This window comes from Bradyrhizobium sp. 23AC, from assembly GCF_054863025.1.
In genome coordinates, this window is the sequence record NZ_JAVAYN010000003.1 from 572,284 (window position 1) to 587,693 (window position 15,410).

The window sequence follows — 15,410 nt, forward strand, 5'->3', positions numbered from 1 at the left end:
ACTCGGTGACCTCTGACAATCCCGTCGCGTACGAATGCGTTGGCAACATCGCCCGCATCACGCTGCGCCGCCCGCCCGTCAATGCGCTGAGCCTCGAGATGATCCGCGCAGTTGTCGCCGCCTTCCGCCGCGCTGCGGACGACGACGGCGCACGCGTGGTCGTGCTGGCGAGCGCAATTGCAAAACGTTTTTCGGCGGGCCTCGACCTCGACATCCTGCTTGGCAGATCCGGCGCCGAGATCCGGGAATTCCTCCAGGCGCTCTATATCGACCTTTACGATGCACAGTACGGGCTCGGAAAGCCCTCGATCGCCGCGGTCGGCGGTGCGGCGCGCGGCGGCGGCATGACCATGGCGGTGTCCTGCGACGTGGTGCTGGCAGCCGAGAGCGCGACGTTCGGCTATCCCGAGATCGACGTCGGCGTCATTCCCGCGATCCACTACGCACATCTGCCGCGCATCGTCGGACGACACCGCGCCTTCGAGCTGCTGTTCACCGGCCGGGTCTTCAGCGCCATGGAAGCACGCGAGCTCGGCGTGGTGAACCGCGTCGTCGCGGATGCGGAGCTCGAGGCCGAGGTGGCGAAGCTCGCTGCGCAGTTCACCGGCAAATCGGCCGCGGTGCTGCGGATGGGCCGCGCCGCCTTCATGCGCCAGATCGATCTCGACTATCGCCGCAGCATTGCGAGTGCCGTGGACGACTTCTGCAACGTCGCGACGTCGGATGAGGCGCAGGAGGGCTTGAGGGCGTTCGTGGAGAAGCGGGCGCCGAAATGGTGAGGACCGCAGGCCCCGCGCGTGCCGGGAGCGCTACGCGTTCAGGCGGTCCTGTCCACGGAGGACGATGAATCGGCCGGCGGATATTTCGTCACCGGCACCATGAAGGATTTCGTACCGACCTGGTAGATGACCTTGCCGTTCTGCCCGTCATCGGTCGCGATCTGCGTCTGCCCGAACATGATGACGTTCTTGTAGACGTAGCCGGTGCCCTGGCGCGTGATGCCGTCGGTGGTGACGCTGACCTGCGCTTCCTTGCCATTGACCGCAAGCACCTTGAAGCTCGCGCTCTTGCCGTTGGCGCTGGAATAGCCGCCCCAGCTTCCCATGAGACGGCTGTCGGAAGCCGGCGGGGCCTGCTTCTCGAGATTCGCGGTCTGCTTGCCAGCGCCCCCGAAGGAGAACAGCATCACCATGTTCTTGCCGTCCTTGGTGCCGACCGTGACCCCGCCGAAGGTGATGAGCGTGCCCTGGACCTCGGCAAAGCCGCGCTCGGTGTGCCCGTTATGGGTGTACTCGACCTGCGCCCGGGCACCGCGGATGTTCACGACCTTGAATCCGACGGGCTGGTTGTTGCCCACCCAATTGCCCTTCCAGTCGCCGACCAGAGCACTCTGGTGATACAGGCGCTCGTTGGCGGGCGAAATCTGGTTGGTGCTCGATGAGATGACGGCCATGTGATTGCTCGGAAGACGGGCCCGACAGACCGCTTCGTTCGGCTTCAGCGATATCGGGACGCCGACTTGGAAACGGACAGAAACCGACCGATTAGGGCCATGCACCGGTTAACGAGCCGTTAAGTTCAACTGCCGGTTGGATGGGCAAAAGGTCTCAGCCGGGGGCTTCATCGCCCCCAGCGGTCCGACCAGATCTTCTCGCCGATCAGGCAATTGACGCGCGGCTCCTTGTCGGCGACGCGCATCACGGGGCGCTCAGGCGTGCGGCCGGCGACCTCCATCAGCAGCTTGGTGCGGATCGCCTCCTTGAACTTGTCACGGTCCTTGATCGTGATGACGAAGGAGCCCGGCCCCCCAATGACGCAATCCTCGTAGTAGAAATCGAGATTGTCGATATCCATGGTCGAATAGGACGGCTCCTTGACCATGATCGGCAGGCCGTTGATGACGACGCCCTTCTCCAGCGCAGCGTCGCGCGCCACCGTGACCGGGCCGCCATTGTTGTTGGGGCCGTCGCCGGAAATGTCGATCACACGGCGCAGGCCGCGATAGGGATCCTCGTCGAACAGCGGCATCGCGAACGTGATCGCGCCGGAGATCGAGGTGCGCGAGGCACGCCGGATCGGCGTCTTCATGATCTCGGCGGCGACCGCATCCGCCGTCTCCGGCCCGTCGACCAGCCGCCAGGGAATGATGATCTTCTGGTCGCTCGAAGCGGCCCACTCGAAATAGGTCACGGCGATCCGGCCGTTCGGACCGAGCTTCAGCGCCTGAAGAAATTCCTTCGACTGGATCGCCTGCGCATAGCCTTCGCGCTGGATCGCGAGCTCGTCCATGTCCATGGAGTAGGACACGTCGACGGCGAGGATCAGCTCGACGTCGACCGTCTGCGCGTCCCTGTCGGCTGCAAGCCGCTGCGGCTCGTTCTTTGGCGGTTCAAATTTTGGTCCTGGTGCCGCGATGCCCGCGACGTCCCCTCCGGCGAACATGCCGGCAACCAGCACAGCCCCGATCGAGAACAGCAAGCGCATCGCAGTCTCCCGTCGTATGACGCGATGGTGACATGCAATCGCCGAGCCGCAAAGGGCGAAGATCGCTTGCGCTTCACATTCGAGTTAGGAAGCTGCGGGTTGGGTATGTGCACGCCCTTGCGCAAAGCTGCCGCCGTGTTGCCGCGCTCGCGCCGCTGGAACGCGCCAGATTGCTCGCATCATCGGGCTCGCGATGCGCAAAGCCGGAACGACGAGCCGCGGGACAGAGCGTCCCGCCCACTTGTCCGATGCGATTTCCATGCTAGGTTGGCCACACAGATGGGGATGGAGTCCCCCGATAACCGCCCGGCGGCCTTGAACCCGAATCTTGGACCGTAGTGGGCTGATGACTCCTGCTTGAGGAGGGGCGTTCTAGGGCCTCTGCCTTCGGCGGGAGCATGGACAAACCCGCCGGTGGCGGGTTTTTTGTTGTCTGGCGACGAAAGCCGGGAGAACGCGAAGGAGACGGCGAAGACGTGACGACGACGACACCGAATGCTGCGCGGGCCGGGCTGCCCAGGGGGATCTGGGTGCTCGGCTTCGTTTCGATGCTGATGGACATCTCCTCCGAGATGATCCACGCGCTCCTGCCGGTCTATCTCGTCACCGTGCTCGGCGCTTCGACGCTCACCGTCGGCTTCATCGAGGGCATCGCGGAGGCGACGGCCTCGATCACGAAGATCTTTTCCGGCGCATTGTCCGACTGGCTCGGCCGGCGCAAGCTGCTCGCGGCGCTCGGCTATGGGCTCGCGGCCTTCACCAAACCGCTGTTCCCCCTTGCCCCCAGCGTCGGATGGCTGGTGGCGGCGCGCTTCATCGACCGCGTCGGCAAGGGCATTCGCGGTGCGCCCCGCGATGCGCTGATCGCCGATATCGCGCCTCGCGGCCTGCGCGGGGCGAGCTTTGGGCTGCGGCAGTCGCTCGACACCATCGGCGCCTTCGTCGGACCGCTCGTGGCGATCGGCCTGATGTGGTGGACCGCCGACAATTTTACCGCGGTGTTCTGGGTGGCGGTGCTGCCGGCATTCCTGTCCTTCGGCTTGATCGCGTTCGCGGTGAGCGAGCCGGAGCCGGATCCGAGCCGGGAGCCTGCAGGGAATCCGCTCAATCTCGCCGCGATGCGGCAACTCGGCACGGTTTATTGGCGCGTCGTGGCTGTCGGCGTCATCTTCACCCTCGCGCGCTTCAGCGAGGCCTTTTTGATCCTGCGGGCACAGAATATCGGGCTCAATGCGATGTGGGTGCCGGCGGTGCTGGTGCTGATGAACATCGTCTACGCGCTGTCGGCCTATCCGGCCGGCGTGCTCTCGGACCGGATCAACCGGACCGGCCTGCTCGCGCTCGGGCTCGTCTTCCTCGCGTGTGCCGATCTCGCGCTGGCGCTGCTGCCGAGCCTTGGCGGCCTCGCACTCGGCGTCGCGCTGTGGGGGCTGCATATGGGACTGACGCAAGGATTGCTCTCGGCCCTCGTCGCCGACGCCGCGCCGCCCAGCCTGCGCGGCACCGCGTTCGGCTATTTCAACCTCTTCACCGGCCTTGCCTTGCTGGCCGCGAGCGTGATCGCCGGCGCGCTGTGGGACGCCTATGGTCCGGCAGGAACGTTCTTTGCGGGGCTCGGCTTCGCGCTGGTCTCGCTCGTGGGACTCTTGGCCGTCGGCAACGGTCTGGCAGCGGAGGACAAATGAGGATGGGAGGTCGTTCATCGTGCTGAGCGGAGCAATCGCGATCATGGTCGGCAGCGTGCTCGGCGGCTGCGCGCGCTATTTCTTGTCTGGCGTGATCGCGCGGCGGCTGGGCGAGACGTTTCCGTGGGGCACCATGACCATCAACGTCACCGGCGCCTTCCTGATCGGCATTTTCGGCGCGCTGGCGACCCATCCCGGCTCGGCCTTCGCTACGCCCAATCCGTGGCTGTTCGCAGTGACGGGATTTCTCGGCTGCTACACCACGGTGTCTTCGTTCAGCCTGCAGACGCTGACACTCGCACGTAACGGCGAATCGATGCATGCGCTCGGCAATGTCGTGTTCTCGGTCGGGCTCTGCCTTGCCGCCGTCAGCTGCGGTTTCCTCCTTGCGGACGGTCTGGGAGGCTAGAGGCGATGAACTCTCCCGCCGAGCGCTGGCGCACTGCGATGCTTTTTGCCTGGGTTGCCGCCGGCAGCATCGTCGGCGGCCTGACGCGCTATCTCGTCGGGCTCGCGCTCGACACCGGGCCGGGCTTTCCCTTCGCGACGCTGTTCATCAACGCCACGGGCTCGCTGATCATCGGCTTCTACGCGACGCTGACCGGCCCCGACGGCCGCATGCTGGCGCGGCCCGAGCACCGGCAATTCGTCATGACCGGGTTCTGCGGCGGCTACACCACCTTTTCGACCTTCAGCCTGGAGACCTTCCGCCTCTTCCACAGCGGCATGAAATACATCGCGCTGGCCTATATCGCGGCATCCGTCATCTGCTGGCTGGTGTCGGTATGGGCAGGGCATATGATGGCGAGCCGCTACAACCGCTTGGCGAGGAGCTGACCATGCAAATCCCCAATCAGGCAGTTTCGCTCCGGATCTTCATCGGCGAGAGCGACCATTTCGACGGCAAGCCGCTTTATGAAGCGATCGTGATGACCGCGCGCGAGCGGCACCTTGCCGGCGCCACCGTGCTGCGCGGCCCCATGGGCTTCGGCAAGTCGAGTCGGCTGCATACGTCGAAGATCCTGCGGCTGTCGGAAGATTTGCCGCTCTTGATCGAGATCGTCGACAGCGAGGACAACATCAACGCATTCCTGCCCATCCTGGATGGCATGATGTCGAGCGGGCTGATCACCTTGGAGAAGGTGCAGGTCCTGCAATATGGTGCGAAGGCCGCAAGCTGATCGCTGCAGCAGGGAACCCGAGCCCGCGGTGTCCGGGAGGCGGAATGAACAACACTGTCACCAAGCCGAAGACGCGGACCAAGACCAGGGTCGAGCGGCCGAAGCTGCACAAGGTCATCCTGATCAACGACGACTACACGCCGCGCGAATTCGTCACCATGATCCTGAAGGCCGAATTCCGCATGACCGAGGATCAGGCCTACAAGGTGATGATCACCGCGCACAAGCTCGGCGCCTGCGTCGTCGCCGTGTTCACCAGAGACGTCGCCGAGACCAAGGCCACCCGCGCCACCGATGCCGGCCGCGCCAAGGGTTATCCGCTGCTGTTCACGACCGAGCCGGAGGAATAGGGCACGCGACTTTCCATGATCTGGCCGCCAGCTACTTCAAATTTCCAAAGACCTTGCTGAACTCCGGAAGCTGCAGCCTTGGCTTCTCCTCCCGGTATTTCACGCCATCACAACCGGGGTCTCCTCGCCGAGCCCATACACGCGCTGCGCCTTGGAAAATCCCGCGATCGGAAACTCGCCGAGCTCGCGCCAGTCGTGGCGGCAGACATTGGCAAAACCTTCCGAGGCGACGACGGTCCGCCCCAGGCGGCCCGTGATCTTCTCGAGCCTTGCGGCAAGGTTCACGGCGGGACCAATGCAGGTGAAGTCGAGGCGGTTGCCGCCGCCGATATTGCCGTAGAGGATGTTGCCGACGTGCAGCGCGACGCCGAAGCGGAAGCGCTCGACGGCCTCGCCAACCGGAAAGGCCAGCGCCTCGACGCTGGCGCGGGACTCGCGCGCCGCTTCCAGCACGCGCGAACAGACATGGGCGGCATCGCCGACATATTCGTCGATCGGAAACACCGCGAGCAGGCCGTCGCCCATGAATTTCAGCACTTCGCCGCCATGGCCGCGGATCGCGGTCACCTGACAGTCGAAATAATGATTGAGGATCTCGACCACCGTCTCGGCCGGCAGCCGGTCCGACAGCGCGGTGAAGCCGCGCAGGTCCGACAGCCAGATCGCGGCCTGCATGGTGTCGTTGTGGCCGCGACGGATCTGGCCGCCGAGAATGCGCGCGCCGGCACGGTTGCCGACATAGGTGTCGAGCAGCATCTCGGCGGTGCGGCGCAGGCTGATGATCTCGCTGACGCGCGCCAGCGGCGTCACGATGGAGCGGATCGCCGCGATGTGGTCGTCGGTGAAGCCGCCGGGATGCCGTGTCACCCAGCTCGTCGCGTGGACCGAGCCGTCGAGAAACGGCATCGGCACCGCGATATAGTCGGTCGCTCCTTCGGCGCCCATGTCGTTGACGATCGGAAAGCGCGCGTTGTCGGGATCGCCGACGCGCCCCCTGACCTCGATCCCCTGCTCGAACACGATGCGGAGCGGGCTCGCGGCGAATTCGGGCGTGTCCAGGATATCGAAATCGACGGTGCCGACCTCGACCTCCTCGCCCTGCCGCCAGATGAAGTTGCGGCCGAAGATTTCGGGATGCAGGGTGCGGATGAAAATGCCGAACCGCCAGATTGGCAGGCCGGCTTCGACCAGATGTTCGCAGACGTCCGCGATCATCTCGGCCGGGGTGCCTGACGACCGCGCGCCGTCGATCAGCCAGTTGGTGATGCGCTGGAGCTCGGAGCTTTGCATGCCCGCATTTGCGGACGAAGTTGTGGGAACGTCAAGCTGCGCGGTGGGCTAGTACCGCGACATTAAAGCGTCACCGCGGATCTTCACCTCTAAATACGGGAGAGGTGAAGACCTAGCGTCCCACCTGCCCGCGGTCGCGCAGGAAATGATCGGCCAGCACGCAGGCCATCATGGCTTCGCCGACGGGGACGGCGCGGATGCCGACGCAGGGGTCGTGACGGCCCTTGGTGAAGATTTCGGTGTCCGCGCCCTTGCGATTGACGGTCCGGCGCGGCTGCAGGATCGACGAGGTCGGCTTCACCGCGAAACGCACCACCACCGGCTGCCCCGTGGAGATGCCGCCCAGCACGCCGCCGGCATGGTTGGACAGGAAGCGCGTGCCGTCATTGCCGGTGCGCATCTCGTCGGCGTTCTCCTCGCCGGTCAATTCCGCCGCGCCGAAACCGGCGCCGATCTCGACACCCTTCACCGCGTTGATGGTCATCATCGCGCCCGCCAGATCGGAATCGAGCTTGGCGTAGATCGGTGCGCCAAGGCCGGCCGGCACGCCTTCGGCGACGACCTCAATCACCGCGCCGATCGAGGAGCCGCTCTTGCGGATGCCGTCGAGATAGGTCTCGAAGAACGCGGCCTTGTCCTTGTCCGGGCAGAAGAACGGATTTTTGGCGATCTCGTCCCAGTCCCACTTCGCACGGTCGATCTTGTGCGGGCCGATCTGCACCAGCGCGCCGCGCACCTTCACGTCGGGCAGCACTTTGCGCGCGATGGCACCGGCGGCAACGCGCGTCGCGGTCTCACGCGCCGAGGAGCGGCCGCCGCCGCGATAATCGCGCAGGCCGTATTTGGCCTCATAGGTGAAGTCGGCATGGCCAGGACGAAACTTGTCCTTGATCTCGGAATAGTCCTTCGAGCGCTGGTCGGTGTTCTCGATCAGGAGCCCGATCGGCGTGCCCGTCGTCACCTGCACGCCGGTCTCCGGATGCGCCATCACGCCGGAGAGGATCTTGACCTGGTCCGGCTCCTGCCGCTGGGTGGTGAAGCGCGACTGGCCGGGTCGGCGGCGATCGAGATCGCCCTGGATGTCGGCCTCGGTGAGCGGGATCATGGGCGGACAGCCGTCGACCACGCAGCCGATTGCCACCCCATGGCTCTCGCCGAACGTGGTGACACGGAACATGTGGCCGAAGGTGTTGAAGGACATCGCTGCTCGCTGGTGCGTAAGTCAGTTCTGACTTTGTGGTAGCGCCCGGGAACAGGTCGTTCAACCCCGTTCCGTCATTCCGGGATGGTCCGAAGGACCAGACCCGGAATCTCGAGATTCTCAGGTGCGCAAGGGCGCACCGGAGTTCGCCCTTCGCACCGCCCCGGAATGACAGCGTTGGGCTTAACTAAACTTCTCCAGCCGGCCGTCGCGGAACACGTAGACAGCGCCCTGCTCGATATAGAGCTCGGCGGCACTGACGGGGGTCTCCAGGCCGAGTGAAACCATCAGGGCCCGGCAGGTCCCGCCATGGGCGACCGCGACGATGTCGGTCCGCAGCTGGTCGTACCAGGCGCGAACGCGGACCTGCACGTCGGCATAGGTCTCCCCGCCGTCGGGGCCGACCGTCCATTTGTCGGCGAGGCGCCTGGCATAGACGCCGGGATCCTTCGCCTCACTCTCGGCCAGCGTCAGCCCTTCCCAGGTGCCGTAGCCGATCTCGCGCAGGCGATCGTCGAGCGAATAGTCCGCCACTGGCAGCTCGAGCTTGGCGCGCGCGAGTTCCATGGTCTGGCGCGCACGGCCGAGCGGGCTCGACACATACGGTAGCGCCGCCTTGTCACGCCCGTCGCGTTTGAAGAGATCGGCGAGAATGCTGCCGGCCTGCACGGCCTGACCGCGTCCACGCGCGTTCAGCGGAACGTCCTTGGTGCCCTGAAGCCTCCCGAGCGCATTCCACTCGGTCTCACCATGGCGAAGATAATAGATCGTGGGCACGGGCATTCCAGATTTGAGGCTAGTCCTTTCCGCCGAACGAGATGTCCGGCGCGTCCGGGCGCTTCATGCCGAGCACGTGATAGCCGGAATCGACGTGATGCACCTCGCCGGTGACGCCGCGCGAGAGGTCGGAGAGGAAATACAGCGCACTTCCGCCGACGTCCTCGGTCGACACGTTGCGCCGCATCGGCGCGTTGGCCTCGTTCCACTTCAGGATATAGCGGAAGTCGCCGATGCCGGATGCCGCGAGCGTCTTGATCGGACCTGCCGAGATCGCATTGACGCGGATGTTCTTCTCGCCGAGGTCGGCGGCGAGATAGCGCACGCTGGCCTCCAGCGCCGCCTTGGCGACGCCCATCACGTTGTAATGCGGCATCCACTTCTCGGCGCCGTAATAGCTGAGCGTGATCAGCGAGCCGCCGTCCGTCATCAGCTTCTCGGCGCGCTGCGCCACGGCCGTGAACGAGTAGCAGGAGATCAGCATCGACTTGGAGAAATTCTCCTGCGTGGTATCGACATAGCGGCCGTCGAGCTGCTCGCCATAGGCGATCGCGTGCACCAGGAAGTCGATCTTGCCCCATTTCTCCTTCAGCACCGCGAACGCGGCATCGATGGTCGCGGCATCCGTGACGTCGCAATGGCCGAGCACGAGACCACCGATCTCGGCGGCGAGCGGCTCGACGCGCTTCTTCAGCGCATCGCCCTGATAGGTGAAGGCGAGCTCGGCGCCGGCGGCGTGGCATGCCTTGGCGATGCCCCAGGCGATCGAGCGGTTGTTGGCAACGCCGAGGACCACTCCGCGCTTTCCTTGCATCAGACCCGAATTCTGCGCCATTTTTGAACGTCCCGTCGAACTCTTGGTGAGGTCTGGAGGTACACCAGCCCTCCCCTGCGGTACAGCCCTAATACGCCGCGTTAACGCTGTTTCGAGCGCCGGAATAGCCGTTCCGTTCGGGTGTTATGATCGCTATAGGCGCTCGCGCCTGATACCAGGACGTCAAGATCGCAATGAGTGCGTTTCGCCAGAGTGTGGAAGCCATGATCCCAGCGTTGCGCCGCTACGCCCGCGCGCTCACGCGCGACGCGGACGCGGCCGACGATCTGGTGCAGGACACGCTGGTGCGGGCACTGCGTTCGGAGCGATTGTTTCTCGGAGGCGACGTCAGGAGCTGGCTCTACACGATCCTGACCAACCTCAACAAGAACCGGCGGCGCTCGCTGGCGAGGCGGCCGCAGTTCATGCAGCTGACGGAGAACAACCCGGATGCCAGCGGCACCGAAGCCGAAGGGCGCGACATCGAGAGGGCGCTGGCGACGCTCGTCGAAGAGCAACGCTCGGTGTTGCTCCTCGTGATGCTGGAAGGCATGAGCTACCGCGAGGTCGCCGACATCCAGGGCGTGCCGATCGGCACCGTGATGTCGCGCCTGGCCCGCGCCCGCGCCCACGTCAAGGCCTCGCTGGAGGGCGAGCGACCGACGCTCAGGCGGGTGAAATGATGGCAGGGTTGATGCATCGCGTGTCGTCTGCCCGCAGCATGAAGATGAGCTACGCGACGTTGAGCTTTGAACGACATTTAAGGCCACAGAGCCAGAGACGATTGATATGAACGACCGCAATATCCCAGTGACCGAGGACGAGCTGCACGCCTATGTCGACGGCGAGCTGCCGGCCGAGCGCCGCGTCGACGTCGAGGCCTGGCTAGCCGCCCATCCTGAAGAGGCCGAGCGCGTGCAGTCCTGGCGCGCCATGGCGGAGATGCTGCACGCCCGCTACGATGCCGTCGCCCAGGAGCCGGTGCCGGCCCGGCTGGAGCTCGAGCGGCTGGAACGCCGCCCGCGGCAATGGCTCTATGGCGCCGCGGCGGCGGTGCTGGTCGCCTTCGTCGCCGGCGGCGCTGCCGGCTGGGTCGGGCACGGCGCCGCCAATGCCCCCTCCACCTTCCGAAGCTTTACGGCGGACGCGCTCGACGCCCACCGCCTCTATGTCGTCGAGGTCCGCCACCCCGTCGAGGTCGGCGGCAATGAGCGCGACCACCTGCAGGCCTGGCTGACCCGGCGTTGCGGCTGGACCGTGTTCGCGCCGAACCTGGAAGCGAGCGGGCTGAAGCTTGTCGGCGGCCGGCTGTTGCCGGGTCCGAGCGGTCCGGCCTCGTTCCTGATGTATGAGGGCGCCTCGGGCGAGCGCTACACGATCTACACCGCCAAGACCGAGAATGGTGCGACGCAAATGCGCTACGCCAAAACGGACAAGGACGGCGCGTTGTTCTGGGCCGAGCGCGGCGTCGGCTACGTCGTCAGTGGCGGCGGCGATCGCGACCGGCTGACCCGGGTGGCGCAGGCGGTCTATGATCAGGCCGAGAAAAACGGCACCTAGACAGCCGCTCGAGTGCGGTGCCTAGATTCCGTCATTGAAAATTTGGAATGAAGACATCGGCGCGTCTCATTATCGCACCGGATGATCACGCGAAAATGAGCAGCGTTCGATCCGCCGATCGACGCGGGCGGCCTCGATTGGGGTTTTTGGTACCGCGCTGGTCCCCCTCTCGAGGCCGCACCTTTTTATCGGCTGCCCCGCCGGGCAACCGACACGTCTCGAACGTCAGCGTCGAAGCGCGAGCCGCGCTTCAGGCGTATGTTGAGCATCATCCTTTCGGGAAGAGAATGCTCCGATCGTCGGGATGCCTCGGCTAGCGCCCTAGCCGAGTCCGCTACGTGGATTGTAGGGGTGTTGGTCCCGCCACTTCTCCATCAATGCTTCAAGCTCGGCGTCGTTCCCGTCCGGTAGCATAATCCTGATGGTGACGAAGAGATCCCCGGTTCCGCCAGATTTCGGCAATCCCTTACCTTTGAGGCGGAAGGTCCGGCCACTTGAGGTGTTTTTCGGAACCGAAAGCTCCACGGCATTGCCGAGGGTGGGCACGCGGACCTTGGCTCCGAGCACCGCCTCGTAGAGCGTCACCGGCAGATCGATCCGCAAGTCGGCGCCCTCGACCTTGAAGTAGGCGTGCGGCGCGATGCTGATGGTGATCAGGAGATCGCCGGGCGGATGGCCCTGCGCGGACTCGCCCTGTCCCCGGAGCCGGATCTGCTGGCCCTCAGTGACGCCGGCCGGAATCTTGACGTTGAGCTCCTTGCCCGTCGGCAGCCGGACGCGCTTTTCGCCGCCCTTGACCGACTCTTCCAGCGAGACGGACATGGCGACATTCACGTCGAGATCGAGCCCGACGCCGCCGGTGTCGAATTCGAACTGCCCGGCGCCGCCGGCTCCAGGCCGGGCGCCGCGCACCCCGCCGCCGAACATGCTGTTGAGGATATCCTCGAACGCGCCGCCGCCCTGGCCGGGACCGCCGCCGGAGCGGAACGTATAGCTTTCGAACCCGCCGGGACCGGCGCGGCCGCGCGGCCCCCCACCGCCTGGAAAACCCTGGAAGCGCGGCTTGCCGTCGGCGTCGATCTCGCCGCGGTCGAACTGCTTGCGCTTGTCCTCGTCACCGACGATCTCGTTCGCCGAGTTGATCTCGGAGAAGCGCTCGGCGGCCTTGGGGTCGTCCTTGTTGCTGTCGGGATGATGCTTCTTGGCAAGCTTGCGATAGGCGCTCTTGATCGCGGCAGCGCTGGCGCTCCGCGGCACCCCCAAGACCTCATAGGGGTCGCGCATCCGTCACGTCTCCTTCAAGAAATCGAATTGTTCAAAGGGCTCCCTGCCCCACCAGGGATTCATGTGGGAAGAGAGTGGCATTTTTGCAACTAGGGGCGCGCGCCGAATCCTAGCTCCGCCACGGCTTTAGCGTATGAATCTCCCAACGGCCACGGGTGCTTTGGCAGCCGGCGCCCTGGAGCCAGCTTTCGGTCGCCCCGTTGACGTAGCTCGCCAGGAAATCGCGGCATTTGCGGCCGTCCTCGGCGGCATAGGACTGCGCGATCGGCGTCACCGAACCGCGCGCGCCGGTCTCCGGATTCTCCCAATGCTGGCTGGAATCCCTGTCGCCCTTGCTGAGGACATCGGAGGCGGCGTTGCGGGCGAAGGCGAGATCGGTCTCGGTCGGCGGGGCGTCCTTCGCCGGCCGCGCGATCGAACCGGTGAGGTCGCTGTCGTCGGCCTTGGCGTAGGCACTCTTGTCATTGCGGGAAAAGCTGCATCCTCCGGCACCGAGCCCGATGAGAATGATCGTCATGACAAAGCCGGACGGCCGGATCGCCGATAGGCCAACGCGTCCCCATGCCCTATATAGGGCGGTAGCGGACGACAACGCGTTTTGGGCCGCGGGACGCAACTCGGACTCCAGACATGACCGACACGACCTCGATGAAACACCAGACACCCTTAACATCCGGTGATTTCACCGCCGCCGACGAGCCATTTGCGCTGTTCGAGGCCTGGCTGAACGAGGCGATCAAGAGCGAGCCGAACGATCCGAACGCCATGGCGCTCGCAACCGTCGACCCCGACGGCTTGCCTGACGTGCGCATGGTGCTGATGAAAGGCTTCGATACCGAGGGTTTTGTCTTCTACAGCCACATCGCCAGCCAGAAGGGCCGCGAACTCGCCTCAAATCCTAAGGCAGCGTTACTTTTTCACTGGAAGTCGCTGCGCCGTCAGGTCCGCATCCGCGGCAACGTGACGCCGGTGACCGAGGCCGAGGCCGACGCCTATTTCGCCACCCGACCCAAGCAGGCCCAGATCGGCGCCTGGGCGAGCAAGCAGTCGCAAGAGCTGGAGAGCCGCTTCGCTTTCGAGCAGGCGATCGCGAAGGTCGCGGCCAGATACGTCATCAGCGAAGTGCCGCGGCCGCCGGGCTGGAGCGGCTGGCGCATCACGCCCTCACGTATCGAGTTCTGGCACGACCGCCCGTTCCGCTTGCACGACCGCATCGAATTTCGCCGTGACGCGGCGGGCCAGAAGTGGTCCAAGACGCGGATGTATCCGTAAGATTTAGGCCGACCTGAAAGATGTCCATGCCGCATTCGTCCAATGCGCCGCGCCGCACACTGCTCCTGACCGGAGCCAGCCGCGGCATCGGCCACGCCACCGTGATCCGCTTCTCCTCGGCGGGCTGGCGCGTCATCACCTGCTCGCGGCATCCCTTCCCGGAGGACTGCCCGTGGGACGCGGGGCCGGAGGACCACATCCAGGTCGACCTCGGCAATCCCGAGGACACCGCGCGCGCGATCAGCGAAATACGCAGCCGGCTGGAGGGCGGCACGCTGCATGCGCTGGTCAACAACGCCGCGATCTCGCCGAAGGGCGCGGGCGGCTCCAGGCTCGGCTCGGTCGACACCGATCTCGAAACCTGGACGCACGTCTTCCACGTCAACTTCTTCGCGCCGATCATGATGGCGCGCGGGCTGATCGAGGAATTGAAGGCGGCCAAGGGCTCGGTGGTGAACGTCACCTCGATCGCGGGCTCGCGCGTGCACCCGTTCGCGGGCGCCGCCTACGCCACGTCGAAGGCCGCGCTCGCATCGCTGACGCGCGAGATGGCGTCCGACTTCGGCCGCGTCGGCGTCCGCGTCAACGCGATCGCACCGGGCGAGATCGACACCTCGATCCTGTCGCCGGGCACCGAGAAGATCGTCGAGCAGCAGATCCCGATGCACCGGCTCGGCACCCCCGACGAAGTGGCAAAAATCATCTACGTGCTGTGCACGGACACCTCGTCCTACGTCAACGGCGCCGAAATCCACATCAACGGCGGCCAGCACGTTTGACCGGTTCGGGCGCAGCAAGGGCGACAACCTCGCTCTCTCGTGTCCCGGACGCGTTGCGGCACGCAGTGACACTGCGCAGAGCCGGGATCCAGGGGCGGCTCGGCACGCGGCGAGATGGGCCCCGGCTCCGCAGCGCACCGTCCACCCGGACGATGCTTCGCATCGCCGGGATGACGCTGCGCTGCGTCCGGGGCACGAGAACGGAGTGTGGCGCGCGCTTTCTCCACATCGTCATTGCGATGCTCCCGTGCACATCCCAGCGACGGTGCCGTAGGGTGGGCAAAGGCGCATAGCGCCGTGCCCACGATCTCCGTCCATAAGCAACAAGGCGTGGGCACGCTGCGCTTTGCCCATCCTACGATATCGAGTCTGTGGCACGCAGCTCAAGTTGCAGACATGGCATCGCGGCATCGCGGCGGAATTCGCCCGAGCTTTGCTTGGTCTCGCTACCCTCTAAATCCAAGAGGGCGCAGGGAAGGCCGGGTGCTGGCTCGCACCCGCGGTCTGCTGCGCAATAGGCACACGCAGAAGAACCGCACAGCAGCATACAGGTGTGGCCAATCACTCGGCCTTCCCTGCGCAGTGGCTGGACGGCTTATGCCGTGATCTCCCGGGAGCCAAACTTTCCTTCTGGCCTCCCTCGCCCCGCGAATTTGGATGATGCAGTCTGCCCGGTTGGGCTCGCTCGCATCTCCGCGAAAGGCTTGACCGTAGCAACGACGGCCAGGACCAC

The 15,410-nt window shown here is 65.3% G+C and carries 18 protein-coding genes and 1 riboswitch; of the genes, 10 read left to right on the forward strand and 8 right to left on the reverse strand.

Annotated elements, in window-relative coordinates:
- Positions 1-5 precede the first annotated feature (5 nt).
- Positions 6-779 carry an enoyl-CoA hydratase/isomerase family protein gene (locus tag RAD10_RS11065; RefSeq protein WP_461617481.1) on the forward strand — a complete coding sequence of 258 codons (774 nt, stop codon included), beginning with the start codon at positions 6-8 and terminating at the stop codon, positions 777-779.
- 38 nt (positions 780-817) lie between these two features.
- Here RAD10_RS11065 and RAD10_RS11070 read toward each other — a convergent pair whose 3' ends face one another.
- Together RAD10_RS11070 and RAD10_RS11075 are read right to left on the reverse strand one after the other, a co-directional pair.
- Positions 818-1,453 carry a hypothetical protein gene (locus tag RAD10_RS11070; RefSeq protein WP_104462996.1) on the reverse strand — a complete coding sequence of 212 codons (636 nt, stop codon included), beginning with the start codon at positions 1,451-1,453 and terminating at the stop codon, positions 818-820.
- A 167-nt stretch (positions 1,454-1,620) separates the two neighbouring features.
- A complete protein-coding gene (locus RAD10_RS11075; RefSeq protein WP_091964726.1) occupies positions 1,621-2,484 on the reverse strand; it encodes a DUF1194 domain-containing protein in 864 nt (287 codons plus the stop codon).
- Between the two features lie 272 nt (positions 2,485-2,756).
- A riboswitch (Fluoride riboswitch) is annotated at positions 2,757-2,847 on the forward strand.
- A 113-nt stretch (positions 2,848-2,960) separates the two neighbouring features.
- Here RAD10_RS11075 and RAD10_RS11080 point away from each other — a divergent pair.
- From RAD10_RS11080 to clpS, 5 genes are read left to right on the forward strand one after another with little or no spacing between them, the layout of a single operon-like run.
- A complete protein-coding gene (locus RAD10_RS11080) occupies positions 2,961-4,169 on the forward strand; it encodes an MFS transporter (RefSeq protein ID WP_461617482.1) in 1,209 nt (402 codons plus the stop codon).
- A gap of 19 nt (positions 4,170-4,188) precedes the next feature.
- Complete coding sequence (gene crcB, locus RAD10_RS11085; RefSeq protein ID WP_461617483.1) at positions 4,189-4,578, forward strand: fluoride efflux transporter CrcB; 390 nt, start codon at positions 4,189-4,191, stop codon at positions 4,576-4,578.
- A gap of 5 nt (positions 4,579-4,583) precedes the next feature.
- Positions 4,584-5,006, forward strand: a complete 423-nt coding sequence (gene crcB / locus RAD10_RS11090; protein ID WP_461617484.1) for a fluoride efflux transporter CrcB — start codon at positions 4,584-4,586, stop codon at positions 5,004-5,006.
- Positions 5,007-5,008: 2 nt separating this feature from the next.
- Positions 5,009-5,350, forward strand: coding sequence for a DUF190 domain-containing protein (locus RAD10_RS11095; protein WP_018322578.1), 342 nt, complete (start codon positions 5,009-5,011; stop codon positions 5,348-5,350).
- A 44-nt stretch (positions 5,351-5,394) separates the two neighbouring features.
- Positions 5,395-5,700, forward strand: a complete 306-nt coding sequence (gene clpS, locus RAD10_RS11100; RefSeq protein ID WP_461617485.1) for an ATP-dependent Clp protease adapter ClpS — start codon at positions 5,395-5,397, stop codon at positions 5,698-5,700.
- A gap of 99 nt (positions 5,701-5,799) precedes the next feature.
- Here the strand turns inward: clpS and RAD10_RS11105 are convergent, their stop codons facing one another.
- The 4 genes from RAD10_RS11105 to fabI form a co-directional block, all read right to left on the reverse strand.
- Entirely contained in the window at positions 5,800-6,990 is a 1,191-nt protein-coding gene (locus tag RAD10_RS11105) for an adenylate/guanylate cyclase domain-containing protein (RefSeq protein WP_461617486.1), read from the reverse strand.
- A 112-nt stretch (positions 6,991-7,102) separates the two neighbouring features.
- The gene (gene aroC, locus RAD10_RS11110; protein ID WP_461617487.1) at positions 7,103-8,191 is read right to left on the reverse strand and encodes a chorismate synthase; all 1,089 of its coding nucleotides are present in this window, start codon (positions 8,189-8,191) and stop codon (positions 7,103-7,105) included.
- A 183-nt stretch (positions 8,192-8,374) separates the two neighbouring features.
- Positions 8,375-8,974, reverse strand: a complete 600-nt coding sequence (locus RAD10_RS11115) for a histidine phosphatase family protein (RefSeq protein ID WP_461617488.1) — start codon at positions 8,972-8,974, stop codon at positions 8,375-8,377.
- Between the two features lie 13 nt (positions 8,975-8,987).
- Positions 8,988-9,803 (reverse strand): enoyl-ACP reductase FabI, encoded by an 816-nt coding sequence (fabI, locus tag RAD10_RS11120; protein WP_092259949.1) that lies wholly within the window; start codon positions 9,801-9,803, stop codon positions 8,988-8,990.
- A 173-nt stretch (positions 9,804-9,976) separates the two neighbouring features.
- On the opposite strand from fabI, the gene RAD10_RS11125 reads away from it, so the two are divergent.
- A complete protein-coding gene (locus tag RAD10_RS11125) occupies positions 9,977-10,465 on the forward strand; it encodes an RNA polymerase sigma factor (RefSeq protein ID WP_028144186.1) in 489 nt (162 codons plus the stop codon).
- A 106-nt stretch (positions 10,466-10,571) separates the two neighbouring features.
- On the forward strand, positions 10,572-11,342 hold the full coding sequence (locus tag RAD10_RS11130) for an anti-sigma factor family protein (RefSeq protein ID WP_461617489.1): 771 nt from the start codon (positions 10,572-10,574) through the stop codon (positions 11,340-11,342).
- A gap of 321 nt (positions 11,343-11,663) precedes the next feature.
- Here the strand turns inward: RAD10_RS11130 and RAD10_RS11135 are convergent, their stop codons facing one another.
- Positions 11,664-12,626, reverse strand: a complete 963-nt coding sequence (locus RAD10_RS11135; RefSeq protein WP_461617490.1) for a DnaJ C-terminal domain-containing protein — start codon at positions 12,624-12,626, stop codon at positions 11,664-11,666.
- A 109-nt stretch (positions 12,627-12,735) separates the two neighbouring features.
- On the reverse strand, positions 12,736-13,143 hold the full coding sequence (locus tag RAD10_RS11140; RefSeq protein ID WP_161966502.1) for an RT0821/Lpp0805 family surface protein: 408 nt from the start codon (positions 13,141-13,143) through the stop codon (positions 12,736-12,738).
- A gap of 113 nt (positions 13,144-13,256) precedes the next feature.
- Between RAD10_RS11140 and pdxH the strand changes: the two genes are divergently transcribed.
- Together pdxH and RAD10_RS11150 are read left to right on the forward strand one after the other, a co-directional pair.
- Positions 13,257-13,898 (forward strand): pyridoxamine 5'-phosphate oxidase, encoded by a 642-nt coding sequence (gene pdxH, locus RAD10_RS11145; RefSeq protein ID WP_091964751.1) that lies wholly within the window; start codon positions 13,257-13,259, stop codon positions 13,896-13,898.
- Between the two features lie 26 nt (positions 13,899-13,924).
- On the forward strand, positions 13,925-14,677 hold the full coding sequence (locus RAD10_RS11150; RefSeq protein ID WP_461617491.1) for an SDR family NAD(P)-dependent oxidoreductase: 753 nt from the start codon (positions 13,925-13,927) through the stop codon (positions 14,675-14,677).
- Positions 14,678-15,410: the final 733 nt, after the last annotated feature.

What these genes read in the sequence shown, in the direction of transcription:
- RAD10_RS11115 (WP_461617488.1), bottom strand. Translation starts at nt 8,974, where the DNA reads ATGCCCGTGCCCACGATCTATTATCTTCGCCATGGTGAGACCGAGTGG.
- RAD10_RS11075 (WP_091964726.1), bottom strand. Translation starts at nt 2,484, where the DNA reads ATGCGCTTGCTGTTCTCGATCGGGGCTGTGCTGGTTGCCGGCATGTTC.
- RAD10_RS11070 (WP_104462996.1), bottom strand. Translation starts at nt 1,453, where the DNA reads ATGGCCGTCATCTCATCGAGCACCAACCAGATTTCGCCCGCCAACGAG.
- pdxH (WP_091964751.1), top strand. Translation starts at nt 13,257, where the DNA reads ATGACCGACACGACCTCGATGAAACACCAGACACCCTTAACATCCGGT.
- aroC (WP_461617487.1), bottom strand. Translation starts at nt 8,191, where the DNA reads ATGTCCTTCAACACCTTCGGCCACATGTTCCGTGTCACCACGTTCGGC.
- RAD10_RS11140 (WP_161966502.1), bottom strand. Translation starts at nt 13,143, where the DNA reads ATGACGATCATTCTCATCGGGCTCGGTGCCGGAGGATGCAGCTTTTCC.
- RAD10_RS11135 (WP_461617490.1), bottom strand. Translation starts at nt 12,626, where the DNA reads ATGCGCGACCCCTATGAGGTCTTGGGGGTGCCGCGGAGCGCCAGCGCT.
- RAD10_RS11105 (WP_461617486.1), bottom strand. Translation starts at nt 6,990, where the DNA reads ATGCAAAGCTCCGAGCTCCAGCGCATCACCAACTGGCTGATCGACGGC.
- RAD10_RS11095 (WP_018322578.1), top strand. Translation starts at nt 5,009, where the DNA reads ATGCAAATCCCCAATCAGGCAGTTTCGCTCCGGATCTTCATCGGCGAG.
- fabI (WP_092259949.1), bottom strand. Translation starts at nt 9,803, where the DNA reads ATGGCGCAGAATTCGGGTCTGATGCAAGGAAAGCGCGGAGTGGTCCTC.
- crcB (WP_461617484.1), top strand. Translation starts at nt 4,584, where the DNA reads ATGAACTCTCCCGCCGAGCGCTGGCGCACTGCGATGCTTTTTGCCTGG.
- RAD10_RS11130 (WP_461617489.1), top strand. Translation starts at nt 10,572, where the DNA reads ATGAACGACCGCAATATCCCAGTGACCGAGGACGAGCTGCACGCCTAT.
- clpS (WP_461617485.1), top strand. Translation starts at nt 5,395, where the DNA reads ATGAACAACACTGTCACCAAGCCGAAGACGCGGACCAAGACCAGGGTC.
- RAD10_RS11125 (WP_028144186.1), top strand. Translation starts at nt 9,977, where the DNA reads ATGAGTGCGTTTCGCCAGAGTGTGGAAGCCATGATCCCAGCGTTGCGC.
- RAD10_RS11150 (WP_461617491.1), top strand. Translation starts at nt 13,925, where the DNA reads ATGCCGCATTCGTCCAATGCGCCGCGCCGCACACTGCTCCTGACCGGA.